The sequence below is a fragment of the Acinetobacter sp. GN11 genome, assembly GCF_054823985.1.
The window spans coordinates 1-12,525 of the sequence record NZ_JRVL01000243.1 but is presented as its reverse complement, the minus strand read 5'-3'; the positions used below and the strand labels follow the sequence as shown (position 1 = coordinate 12,525).

Sequence of the window (12,525 nt, the reverse complement as noted above, 5' to 3'; positions counted from 1 at the left end):
CTTCTAGGCGTTCTAATTTACCCACTTGGTCAAATGCTTGGGCATAAAGCTCAATTGCATTAGGTGCACTATAACAGCCCGCACAGCCACACGCATTTTCTTTTGCATCTTGTGAGTGAGGTGCACTGTCTGTACCCAAGAAAAATTTAGGATTACCACTCGTTGCAACTTCAAGCAAAGTTGTTTGGTGTGTTTGGCGCTTTAAAATTGGCAGACAGTAAAAATGCGGTTTAATACCACCAACCAACATATCATTACGGTTAAATAATAAATGCTGAGGAGTGATTGTCGCAGCAACATTACGGTCATGTTCTAACACAAAATGAGCCGCATCGCTTGTTGTAATGTGCTCAAGTACCACTTTAAGTTTTGGAAACTGTTTTAAAAGCGGGTTGAGTACTTCGTCAAGGAAGCGTTTTTCACGGTCAAAAATATCGACATGGTTATGAGTCACTTCACCATGAAGTAATAACGGAACTTGATGCTCTTCTAATTGTTCAATAACTGCATAAACCTTACGGATATCACTCACACCATTATCAGAATTGGTGGTCGCGCCAGCTGGGTAAAGTTTAATTGCATTTACATGTCCAGATTCTTTAATTTTACGAACTTCGTCTGGTGAGGTGAAGTCAGTAAAATAAAGCACCATACGCGGGTCAAAATTGAGACCCTCTGGAACATGAGCAAGAATACGTTCACGGTAAGCCAATGCTTCTTCCACAGTTTTCACTGGCGGAACAAGGTTTGGCATACAGATCGCACGAGCAAACTGTTTAGCCAAATCAGGTACAGTACGTTTTAATGCTAAACCATCACGTAAATGTGCATGCCAGTCATCTGGCTGGAGCAGGGTAATAGAGTCCAAGGCAGTTCAAACTTCGAAATAAAACAAATGATAATCGATAAAGTGTGAAAATGGTAACGAGAATTACGGACAAATGGCAAAATAAAGCGCAAGAGGCCTCAAAAAATAATGTTATATTTTGTTAATGTGTAAGAGGTAGGAATCGGGTAGTGGTAAATAGGGGAAATGTACAGGAATTACTCAAAGCAAAAGAAGAAATAGAATATCTGGTAACTTTACATACCCATCGTTATGCCAATACACCTTTGCCTCATCAATTAGAAAAAAAGTTCTGGTGCTTAAATCTTGAACGAACTAAACAAAATATCTCCAAATTTTTAGCAAGTGGCGTTCTCACCTACCTCATTTTTATTTTATTAGCGCTTCCTACAGATTACTTGGTGATCGGTGTACCTTACATTACTTGGGACTTTATTTACTGCTTATTGAGTGCAATTAATATTGCTTGTGCGCTGCTGCTATTTTGGGTTTTTGCCAAGTTTAAAAAACTCACTGAATATTTTTACATCGCTGCGTGCGGGATTGTATTTTTTACCATTATTTTCAATGCAATGTTGCTGCTTAGCGTAGGAAATATCGCTCTTAAAAATCAGTCGATGTTGCTACTTTCTTTTTTATATATGCTCGGATTTATTTTGAGCGGTATAAAACCTTTGCACATGCTTTATGTGGGTTTAACGGCAGCCATTTTCGTTTTTTCTTCATTGATTTTATTGCAAGCGAATTGTGACTATATTGCTTTGGGGCGGGCATTATTTGGTAGCTGTATTTTAGGTTTTTCAATCAGTACGATGCTTATCTCGAGAGAAAGAAGCCTTTTTTTAAATAATCAGCTTGCTGAACTTAACGAAAAGATTTTACGTATTGAGGCATCTGAATTGCTTCATTTAAGTCAGCAAGATGCGCTCACTAAAATTTCTAATCGACGTACTTTTGATGAGATGTTCGACTTTTTTTACTATCGGGCAAAGCAAGAACAACGTCCATTGGCTGTTTTATTTATTGATATCGATTTTTTTAAAAACTATAACGATTTTTATGGACATCAGATGGGGGACAAGGTCATCGCGTCTATTGCCTCTGCAATTAAAAATTCGATACGTCATGTCGATTTTGTTGCCCGATATGGTGGAGAGGAGTTTGTGGTTCTTTTGCCAAAAACACCCGCTCAAGGTGCATATGCTGTGGCTGCCAATATTTATAAAGCTATTGAGCGTCAAGCGATTCCTCATGCTGCATCGTTAGTTTCTACGCATGTAACGATTAGTTTGGGTTTTACTGTTTACACAGAAGGCTTAAAAGTCACTCAGGAAAATTTAATTCATGCTGCCGATCAAGCTTTATATCGGGCTAAGCAGCTTGGGCGTAACCAGATTTATTATCAGCCTTTACAAGTCGCCGAAATTGCCTAAATAAATTATTAAAAATAAAAAGGCCACCTTAATAGGTGGCCTTTTTTGACGCTATAAGAAAATTATTTTTTCTTACTGTCTAATTGAGGAATAGCAGAACCTTGACCGATTGAAAGTAAACCAGCATCTGTATAGATACCAAGTTTTGCACGTGTATCGGTAATGTCGAGGTTACGCATAGTCAACTGACCAATACGGTCCATAGGCGAGAACATTGAATCGCCTTTTTCCATTGTTAAACGTTCAGCTTCGTACGTTAAATTTGGAGATTCAGTATTCATAATGGTGTAGTCATTACCACGACGAAGTTCAAGAGTAACTTCACCCGTAACAGCTTTAGCAACCCAACGCTGTGCAGTTTCACGCAACATAAGCGCTTGAGAGTCGAACCAACGACCTTGGTAAAGTAAACGACCTAAACGTAAACCGTTAATGCGGTATTGTTCGATCGTATCTTCGTTATGAATACCAGTAACCAAACGCTCGTAAGCAATATGAAGAAGGGCCATACCCGGTGCTTCATAAATACCGCGAGATTTCGCTTCGATAATACGGTTTTCGATTTGGTCAGACATACCTAAACCATGACGACCACCAATACGGTTTGCTTCAAGAATAAGCTCAACTGGATTGTTAAAAGTTTGACCGTTTAACGCAACAGGTACACCTTCTTCAAAACGTACAGTTACTTCTTCAGGTTTGATTTCAACTTCTTCTTTCCAGAAAGCAACGCCCATAATTGGCTCAACGATTTTGATACCAGCATTTAGGTATTCAAGATCTTTTGCTTCGTGAGTTGCGCCCAACATGTTTGAGTCAGTTGAGTACGCTTTCTCTTTTGACATTTTATAGTCAAAACCGTTGTCGATCAGGAACTGTGACATTTCTGCACGGCCACCGAGTTCGTCGATGAAGTTTTGATCTAACCAAGGCTTGTAAATTTTAAGATTCGGGTTGGTCAACAAACCATAACGATAGAAACGTTCAATATCGTTACCTTTATAAGTTGAACCGTCACCCCAGATGTTTACGTCATCTTCTTTCATTGCAGTAACTAACATTGTACCTGTTACTGCACGACCTAATGGCGTCGTATTGAAATAAGGAACACCACCTGTACTGATATGGAATGCACCACACTGAATTGCAGCAATACCTTCGAGCGCAAGTTGTAAGCGGCAGTCAATTAAGCGAGCTTTTACAGCGCCGTATTGTTCTGCTTTCTTTGGAATTACATCGTAGTCATCTTCATCAGGCTGGCCTAAGTTTGCAGTATATGCATAAGGCTCTGCGCCCTTTTGTTTCATCCATAATAAAGCAGCTGAAGTGTCTAGGCCTCCGGAGAAGGCAATCCCAACTTTTTTGCCTACTGGTACATGCTGCAAGATAGTTGCATTATCAGTCATTGCTAATCCTAACATTTATAAAAAAGACCCCGTACAGGTGGTCTCGAGAATTCTGAATGGCTGCTATTGTAGCACTATTCATGGTGCTTTTTTTGGCAAAAAAAGCATTAATTCACTTGTTATGATTGGTATTTATTATTTGAAGAAAATATGGAATTGTCTTCTTTATATATAGATTGACCATAAACTCGAATAAAAAATAATTCTGGGTCATCCAAAATTATCAAAAAAGTATTAAAGTACTATGCAACAAGTTGCAAAAAACTATTGGGACGCAGCATGACAAGTTACGCCAATTTATTAAAACCATTACATTTAGGCTTTACCACCATTAAAAACCGTGTGGTGATGGGATCCATGCATACGGGCTTAGAAGACCGTTTCTATAATTACCCAAAACTGGCAGCTTATTTTGAAGAGCGTGCAAAAGGTGGAGTTGGCCTGATTGTGACAGGGGGTATTTCTCCGAACCGTCAGGGATGGTTGGCACCTGCGGGTGGAACCATGAACAGTCTCTTTGATGTTCCTCAGCACCGTTTGGTAACCCATGCTGTCCATAAACATGGCTCTAAAATCTTAATGCAGATTTTGCATGCTGGCCGATATGGTTACCAACCATTTGTTGTGTCTTCAACGGCAATTAAATCTCCTATTTCACCGTTTAAACCGCGCCAGCTTTCTGAAAAAAATATTCTCAGCACAATAGAAGATTATGCACAGTGCGCTGACATTGCCAAAAAAGCAGGCTATGACGGTGTCGAAATTATGGGTTCGGAAGGTTATTTAATTAACCAGTTTTTAAGTAGCCATGTAAACCAACGTACTGACCGTTGGGGTGGTGAAATTGAAAATCGTATGCGTTTTCCAGTCGAGATTGTTAAAGCGATTCGCGCCAAAGTTGGTGAGAAATTTATTATTTGTTTCCGCTTGTCTTTACTTGACCTTGTGCATGATGGGAACACCATGCAAGAAGTGGTTACTGTAGCAAAAGCTTTAGAAAAGGCCGGTGTGACTTTATTAAATACCGGCATTGGCTGGCATGAAGCACGTGTTCCGACCATTGTAACGTCAGTGCCTCGAGCAGCTTTTGTTGATTACACGGCGCATGTAAAACAACATATTTCTATTCCGATTATTGCGTCAAACCGAATTAACATGCCTGAAACTGCCGAAGAAATTTTGGCAACTGGTAAAGCAGATATGGTTCAAATGGCGCGTCCTTTATTGGCTGATGCATTTTGGGTAAATAAGACTGCGACTAATCGTGTTGATGAAATTAATACCTGTATTGCTTGTAACCAAGCCTGTTTAGATCATGCTTTTAAAAATAAGCGCGTGTCTTGTTTAGTGAACCCACGTGCAGGCCATGAAACAGAACTGGTTTATTTAAAAACCAAACAGCCTAAACGTATTGCTGTTGTAGGTGGTGGTGTAGCAGGAATGTCCGCGGCAACTGTTGCGGCAAGCCGTGGTCATGCGGTCACTTTATTTGAAGCAACTTCAGATGTAGGTGGACAATTTAACTTTGCCAAGGTGGTGCCGGGTAAAGAAGAATTTCACGAAACGATTCGTTATTTTAAAGTCCAACTCGAAAAAACTGGGGTGGATGTACGTTTAAATACTCGCGTAAATCGCGAGCAGCTTGAACGCGAAGGTTTTGATGAAGTGATTGTTGCAACTGGTGTAATCCCTCGTGCATTAAAAATTGAAGGTAGCAATGCACCACAAGTTCTTTCTTATGCTCAGGTTTTAAAAGGTGCAGAAGTTGGGCAAAAAGTTGCAGTGATTGGTGCTGGCGGTATTGGTTTTGATGTATCGGAATTTTTACTTAAACCTCCACATCAACCACAGCCTCAACCTTTAGCCGAGTGGCAACGTGAATGGGGCGTAGACCCAGATCCTAACTATATTTCTGAAGGTGGTATGCAGCCACCAGTAGTTGAACTTCCTGTTCGCCAGATTTATTTACTACAACGTAAGACGACACCTCTAGGTATTGGCCTTGGTAAAACTTCAGGTTGGGTACATCGCGCACAGCTTAAAAAGCATGGCGTACGTATGCTCCGTGGTGTGCAATATAAAGCGGTCACTGATGAAGGGCTTTGGATTGAGCACAATGGTCAAGACCAGCTTTTACGTGTCGATACGATTGTGGTGTGTGCAGGTCAAGAGTCGGTAAAAGACTTGATGCCAAAAGAAGGTGAGTCGACTATAGCGAACTACTACATTATTGGTGGTGCAAAGCTCGCAGCGGAGCTAGATGCGAAGCGTGCGATCAAAGAAGGAGCAGAATTAGCTGCTCGATTGTAAAATTGATGAAACAATATGCACTTGAACACAAAGTGATGATATTTTTCTTGAATAAAATGAATAAGCTTTGTATTCTTACGCACATGGAAGCGTGGCAGAGCGGTTTAATGCACCGGTCTTGAAAACCGACGAGGGTGTGAGTCCTCCGTGAGTTCGAATCTCACCGCTTCCGCCAAATTCGAAAAGCCCCTGTTAATAGCAGGGGCTTTTTTTTATATCTATTATTTTACCCTCAAAATAACCCACATCAAAATGTAGATGCATTAATTCTTAGTTTATTAAAGGTGGAAAAATGAAAATAAAAAACTACACACCAACTAAAGGTTTTGTATGGGCTTTGCTTTTAATTATTTTTATAGCATGGCTTGTATATAAATGTGTTCCTTTAACAGAGAAAGATCAAGATGCTCTTATTCATTCAAATATGGAACGGGAAAGGATTAGGCTAGCTGAAGAGTTTGACTCTTATACACAAGAAGACTTCGCACGACTACCAAAATTTGACTCTCGTAAATATTTTTTAATAAAGCGTAGTGGTCGGTTTTGGTTAATACCAAGAGAGTATCAAGGAGATAGTGGATTTAAAATCAGATGGCCTACAGATGTTAATAAATTATTGGCAAAAGACTGGAAAAATGATTTTGATAGGGATTATGCATTTAATGTATTTATGTATTCACCTCAATATTATAATCGTACGACAGATTATTGGGGGCGAAAAATTTATAATAATACATCCTGTCAACCAAAACCTTATGTAGGAAAATTTAAATGGAATGGTGTGCTCATAAGAATTTATGACTCTTACCATAGAAATATTAAAGATGAGCAATATTTAGATGTTTGTCTAACTGTATTAAAAATTTTAAATGAAGAAGTAAAGGAAATACATTATGTTACCTAAATTAAGTCAAACTCATAAAACTTTGCCATACTTATTAAAAGACTGAACTATGTTGATATAAGAAATCTTGATTAAAAATCTGCTTTATAACTTTAATAGACTTATTTAATATTTAATGTTGTGAAGTTTACCTCCATGATCTAAAAGAGTTTTTAGAAGCAATATTATATTCAAAATGGTTGTTTGCTTTTAATACACGTAATAACTATTTAGCTGTCAAAAATATGTAAGTAATAGGATAAAAATGTTAGAAACTGATGTTTTAATTGTTGGAAGTGGTCCAGCTGGTTCTTCTGCTGCACTTATGTTAAGTAGTTATGGAATCAGAAATATCATAATAACTAAATATAGATGGCTGGCAAACAGTCCTCGTGCTCATTATATCAGTCAAAGAACTATGGAAATTGTTCGAGATTTAGGGATCTCTGATGAAGTAATCGCAAAAGCAGCACCCAAGGAAGTTATGGGTGATGTTGTTTATTGCACATCTTTAACGGGTGATGAAATTGGACGCTTTCCTTATGGAATGAATCATCCAGAAAGAATGTCAGAATATGCTAAAGCGAGTCCCTATGAACAGTGCGATCTTCCTCAACACCTATTTGAACCTATTTTACTTTCAAATGCAGCATCACGAGGGAGTCATCCAAGATTTGATACGGAATATTTATCTCATGTACAAGACGAGGATGGGGTAACTGTCACTGTTTTAGATAGATTAACTAAACAAACATACTTAATCCGATGTAAGTATTTAATTGGAGCTGATGGTGCAAGCAGCCAAGTCGTAAAAGATTTAGATTTGCCTATGGCTGGTAAAATGGGGAAAAGTGGCAGTATCAGCATTATTTTTAAAGCCGATTTAACAAAATATGTTTCGCATCGACCTGGATACCTCTGGTGGATTATACAACCCGGAGCAAACATTGGCGGGATTGGGTTAGGTTTGTTACGTATGGTCAGACCTTGGAATGAATGGCAGATTGTTTGGGGTTATGACATTGAAAAAGAAGAACCATCTTTTACCGATGATGAAGCAATTGCAATTTGCAAACAGCTTATTGGTGATAATGACATTGAAATAAACATAAGTAGTAAGTCGTTATGGACAGTAAATGAAATGTATGCAGAGCAATACTCGAAAGGTCGAGTTTTCTGCATTGGTGATGCTGTCCATCGTCATCCACCTTCTAATGGGCTAGGTTCAAACTCATCTATTCAAGACGCTTATAACTTATGTTGGAAATTAGCATTTGTATTAAATGGCAAAGCGGGTAGTGGTTTATTGGACAGTTTTAATGATGAAAGAGCACCTGTTGGTGAGCGAATTGTTAAGAGAGCAAATCAAAGTGTTAGAGAGTTCTCTACAATATTTTCTGCTTTAGAGTTAGATGGAAAGTACAGTACAGAGACGATGCAAGGAAGCATAAATGCCTTAAGCGAAGGTAATGAAAAAGGTGCTGTTAAACGCCGTGATTTAAGATCTGCAATTGAATATAAAGCTTATGAATTTGCTGCCTTAGGAGTAGAAACTAACGTACGGTATCATTCATCAGCAATTGTTGGAGCAGAATATAATATTGAAAATAAAATAGATTCTAGTAGAGATGAAGATCTTCATTATTATCCCTCATTTACCTCTGGCCATAAACTCCCTCATACATGGCTAGTCAAAAATCATAAAAAAATATCAACCTTAGACTTAATCGGAAATGGAAAGTTTACGCTGTTCTGTTGGTTACAAGGCGATAAATGGAAACTTGCTGTAGACAAAATTAATAGCCAGCTCAACTTGGATATTAAAGTTATACAGGTAGGCCCAAAAAGAGATGTTGAAGACTCTTATGGAGAACTTTCTCGCTCTTGGGGCAATGATGAAAATGCTTGCATAATGATCAGACCAGACGGCTATATTGCTTGGCAAAGCAACAAAATTGAATCGGTGGACAATGAATTGCACAAAGCCATGTCATCAATACTTAGTTTGAATTAGGATTTTACTGCTTCCACTAAATTCGAAAAGCCCCTGTTAAAATCAGGGGCTTTTTTTATGTGAATGTTTTTAGTACTTAGAAACCTATATAAAAATTTGGATTGAGTTAGGCAGATTTTGATTTCAGTTTAATTTTATAGTCAATTGCATCTGAATAATGATCAATATCTTGTCATTGTTTGAAGAATTCTTTCGGGTCAACTATTGCTGCTATATGTATAATTATGAGTAAAATGGCTCCTTATAATACTAACTCCTTTGCATCGCTAACTTGCAAAGTAAAATCGTCTGATATGTACCAAATTTAAATTAAGAGATATGGATAATTCATGAATTTAATAAATCACAGTAGTAAGTTCTTTCTTGCAATTTTTCTTATGATGAATCTTTCAAACACATATGCAGCAAAAATACAGGCTGTAGATGCTGAAGTACAGGAGAGTGCTGTAGACGCAATGGAAGCTGCTGGAGCAGAAGCTGTAGGTGGGCAAGAGGATATATGCCGTGTTGACGAGGCATGTGATGTTGCATCTGCTGTTTCTGAGGATGAAATGTACGGTGGCATTCAACAGGAATATGTCGTAAAAGGCTGTAAGGTAACAATCTACAACGATGGGCCTGTGAAAATGGTCAATGTAAAGACGGATCAACCATGTGATGCTCCACTTCCTAAAGACCATAAATTTTCTAGATAGACTCTGTGAGCCTATAAATTATTTTGAGTGCCTTTAAAAAGTTTTAGTACTTGGCAACTCATATGGAAATTTGGATTGAGTTAAGCAGATTGAGATTTCAGCTTAACTTTATATTTCATCGTGTCTTGGGAATGAATCCTCATTTTCTACTATTTAATCTTTAGCATGTTGTTTTTTCTCAAAATCATGAACCATTCGAATACGCTCTTCAGTTGCAGGATGAGAAGATAAAGTATCAAGGACAGCTGTAGATAGTTTATTAGCTGAAGATTCTTCTTGAGAAGTTGGTGGGTTGGACTGATTTTTTTTATCGATACCTTCTTCTGTTGTATCGCTTAAACGTTGTAAGAAATTTGCGAAGTGCGAGACTTCTATATGCTTCTTATCCATGAGCTGTAAAGCATATAGATCGGCTTCGGACTCAAATTTACGTGAGTAATTTGCACCAATCATAGCAGCCGGTAATGACGTAAATAAGTCTGAACTATCTCCGGTCATTGCAATGTATAATATACTTAGGCCTAAACTCGTTAACCCTTGTTGCAAACTATGGCGATAAACCAAATGGCCTTGTTCATGGGCTAATACGCCTAAGATTTCCTGATTAGTATGTGCCAATTTGATCAGTTCATCTGTGATAATAATCGTATTATTGGGTAGCGCTACAGCATTTGCCCCTAAATGATCGCCTTTACGGAAGACTAATTTGGCTGGTCTGTTTTCAGCAATAGTATTCAAATATTGCTTAGTAATTTGGTCTTTTTGAGTTTGTGCTAATTGGCTGGGTGCAGTCCAATTATTTAATACATAATTCTCGGCTTCATCACCTAGTTTCTTTAAAGTATTCTCAGGTAATTGAAAAGCAAGATAATGGGATGTAGCTGGAACACCCCATTTCACTAGACTGATCGCGAAAGTGATCACAAAAATTACACTAAAAAGAATAAGAGCTGGAGAACGTTCAAATTTCCAGATCGAATGTTGAACCTTTTTAGTTGTGTAATTAAACCATTCAGGTAATGCACTATGAAATTCAATCCGTGCATCATCAGATAATTCAATCACTGGGTGTAACTGTCCCAGCGCACCAATCAATTTCATATCAGTATATTGATAATGACGTTGTTGTTCTAATTGCTCGCCATACCGAATGAGAACTTCAGATTTAGATTGAGCTGAAATCTGAGCACGGTGAGGTTTAGACACTATGCCATCATAGAAAATGATATCTACTGCTTGGGACATAAATTATTAAACTCAAATTATTATAAAGAGATGTCAATATCAAAAATATCACTGATTTCTTCAGCTAAAGCACTTTGTTCTTGCTGAGCGAGATTCATCATTTGATCTGGATCATCTAATAAAATTAGACTCATCGATTCAATCTGATATTTGTGAATACGAACTGCAGCCCAAGCAGACATTAAGCCTATGGTTAAGATTTTTGCAATCCAGTTTGAAGCTACAATCCATGCAAAACGCCATTGATTACAGTCTGTTTTAAATTGACTGTTTCCAACTGTCGTATTGTTCCATGTCGTAATAAAAAGACGTGCAGCAATTAATGGATAAATAAATAATCCTATAAATGCATATACCATAAACATTCCGAAGACTACAGCGTTCGGTGAGAACCCAGAAACTGTTCCTGCAATAGCAAAGTAAATGATTGAAAAAATAGCAATTATACCAATTGCAATAAAAACTGGTATATAAACTGCAGCCATATATGCAGACCATTTCGCGTTTAATTTAAAATTTAATTGTCCAGCATATAAGTTGTTAAGATAATATTTTTTATATAGCCAAATAGCTACAGGTGTAAAGATTCCTAATGTGAAAATATATACCAATATACTCAAAAGAAAGACTTTATAAGATTCTTTTATCGTTCCACCAAAATAAAAACGTGCGTTACCGAACTTACTATTTCTTGCAGTAAAACGCAAAGTAGCGCGAATTAGCCAAGGTACTGCTGTATATAGTGCAACTAGCCCAACCACAGTCGCAATCATTGAATACTGTGATGAAATTGCAAATACTGCGTAAATTCCTAATGCAATTAAACGTCCAATCAAAATCTTGGTTGGAATCCCTGTAAAATCAAAGCGGCGTTCAAAAAATTCTGTATTGCCATAAAAATAGCGTAAGCGACGAACTTTAGCCCAAGGTGCATACAAGCTTAAAGTAATAATAGTCAAAAGAATATTAACGATCCAGATTCCAAAATATTCTGAAGCTTTACCATGAAACTTAAAATGATAAATTCCTGATTGAGAAATTGGTGGGGACGTAATATTTTGATCCTCATTCAAATTTTGAGGAGATGAGGGTAAAGCTTGTTCTTGCATTTTATTCTCTTTATTGAAACTAAATGATCTTGATTGAATGTAATAGATAATTAGAAAGCTATTGAGAACATTATATATTTTTTATAAATGGAAAGAAATAGAATGAAAAGCAAACAACAATACCACTTGTGTCCCTCTGCAGTGGAAGGGGAGAAAAACACCTTTTATTTTATATAAAGCCTCTTATTATTTTAGTTGAGAATAATATTGTTTTCGCCAATCAAGATAGTTTAAATCTAAATAATCTTCATTCTCCAATTTTATGGAATAGTATGATCGTAAGGCTATTTCAAAAGCTCCTTCATGGTGTAAAAGCTCTGCAACTTGCTGCCTAGTCAATCTACTTAATAAATTATGATAAAATTGATTCACAATTCCATCTGCGTTTTCTTTATTTTCTTTAAATATTGAGCTTAACTGAGATGAGATAGTTTCAAGTAAATAAGGAATGTCACATTCAATAATAAAATCACTTTCTAGTCTCTTTTCTAGTGTTTCTTCTGCAATTGAGTGGATTATCAGTTTCGATATTATTTCGGAAGATTGTGAAAGAATCATTATTTCTCCTTTTTCTTCCAAATTT

Annotated in this window: 10 protein-coding genes and 1 tRNA gene; 6 read left to right on the top strand and 5 right to left on the bottom strand. The window is 37.3% G+C overall.

Translation table 11 applies throughout. The features are described 5' to 3' along the window. Positions 1-868 (bottom strand): dihydroorotase (pyrC, locus tag NL42_RS17460; protein ID WP_461313718.1); only part of this gene is annotated, 868 nt, incomplete at its 3' end. 149 nt (positions 869-1,017) lie between these two features. Here pyrC and NL42_RS17455 point away from each other — a divergent pair. Beyond that, positions 1,018-2,280, top strand: a complete 1,263-nt coding sequence (locus tag NL42_RS17455) for a GGDEF domain-containing protein (RefSeq protein ID WP_461313717.1) — start codon at positions 1,018-1,020, stop codon at positions 2,278-2,280. A gap of 62 nt (positions 2,281-2,342) precedes the next feature. Here the strand turns inward: NL42_RS17455 and argG are convergent, their stop codons facing one another. Beyond that, positions 2,343-3,701: an argininosuccinate synthase gene (argG, locus tag NL42_RS17450; RefSeq protein WP_461313716.1), complete on the bottom strand. Its 1,359-nt coding sequence runs from the start codon at positions 3,699-3,701 to the stop codon at positions 2,343-2,345. Between the two features lie 264 nt (positions 3,702-3,965). On the opposite strand from argG, the gene NL42_RS17445 reads away from it, so the two are divergent. The 5 genes from NL42_RS17445 (at position 3,966) to NL42_RS17425 (ending at position 9,588) form a co-directional block, all read left to right on the top strand. After that, positions 3,966-5,996, top strand: a complete 2,031-nt coding sequence (locus tag NL42_RS17445) for an oxidoreductase (protein WP_461313715.1) — start codon at positions 3,966-3,968, stop codon at positions 5,994-5,996. 85 nt (positions 5,997-6,081) lie between these two features. Beyond that, positions 6,082-6,171, top strand: a tRNA-Ser gene (locus NL42_RS17440). A gap of 117 nt (positions 6,172-6,288) precedes the next feature. Then, on the top strand, positions 6,289-6,900 hold the full coding sequence (locus tag NL42_RS17435; RefSeq protein WP_461313714.1) for a hypothetical protein: 612 nt from the start codon (positions 6,289-6,291) through the stop codon (positions 6,898-6,900). A 244-nt stretch (positions 6,901-7,144) separates the two neighbouring features. Continuing rightward, the gene (locus NL42_RS17430) at positions 7,145-8,893 is read left to right on the top strand and encodes an FAD-dependent oxidoreductase (RefSeq protein WP_461313713.1); all 1,749 of its coding nucleotides are present in this window, start codon (positions 7,145-7,147) and stop codon (positions 8,891-8,893) included. A 377-nt stretch (positions 8,894-9,270) separates the two neighbouring features. Beyond that, on the top strand, positions 9,271-9,588 hold the full coding sequence (locus tag NL42_RS17425) for a hypothetical protein (protein WP_461313719.1): 318 nt from the start codon (positions 9,271-9,273) through the stop codon (positions 9,586-9,588). Positions 9,589-9,741: 153 nt separating this feature from the next. Here NL42_RS17425 and NL42_RS17420 read toward each other — a convergent pair whose 3' ends face one another. From NL42_RS17420 to NL42_RS17410, 3 genes are all read right to left on the bottom strand, one after another. After that, on the bottom strand, positions 9,742-10,833 hold the full coding sequence (locus NL42_RS17420; RefSeq protein ID WP_461313712.1) for a M48 family metallopeptidase: 1,092 nt from the start codon (positions 10,831-10,833) through the stop codon (positions 9,742-9,744). Between the two features lie 20 nt (positions 10,834-10,853). Beyond that, positions 10,854-11,942 (bottom strand): YjgN family protein, encoded by a 1,089-nt coding sequence (locus tag NL42_RS17415; RefSeq protein WP_461313711.1) that lies wholly within the window; start codon positions 11,940-11,942, stop codon positions 10,854-10,856. Positions 11,943-12,128: 186 nt separating this feature from the next. Further along, positions 12,129-12,525 (bottom strand): hypothetical protein (locus NL42_RS17410; protein WP_461313710.1); only part of this gene is annotated, 397 nt, incomplete at its 5' end.

What these genes read in the sequence shown, in the direction of transcription:
- argG (WP_461313716.1), bottom strand. Translation starts at nt 3,701, where the DNA reads ATGTTAGGATTAGCAATGACTGATAATGCAACTATCTTGCAGCATGTA.
- NL42_RS17445 (WP_461313715.1), top strand. Translation starts at nt 3,966, where the DNA reads ATGACAAGTTACGCCAATTTATTAAAACCATTACATTTAGGCTTTACC.
- NL42_RS17435 (WP_461313714.1), top strand. Translation starts at nt 6,289, where the DNA reads ATGAAAATAAAAAACTACACACCAACTAAAGGTTTTGTATGGGCTTTG.
- NL42_RS17430 (WP_461313713.1), top strand. Translation starts at nt 7,145, where the DNA reads ATGTTAGAAACTGATGTTTTAATTGTTGGAAGTGGTCCAGCTGGTTCT.
- NL42_RS17425 (WP_461313719.1), top strand. Translation starts at nt 9,271, where the DNA reads ATGATGAATCTTTCAAACACATATGCAGCAAAAATACAGGCTGTAGAT.
- NL42_RS17420 (WP_461313712.1), bottom strand. Translation starts at nt 10,833, where the DNA reads ATGTCCCAAGCAGTAGATATCATTTTCTATGATGGCATAGTGTCTAAA.
- NL42_RS17415 (WP_461313711.1), bottom strand. Translation starts at nt 11,942, where the DNA reads ATGCAAGAACAAGCTTTACCCTCATCTCCTCAAAATTTGAATGAGGAT.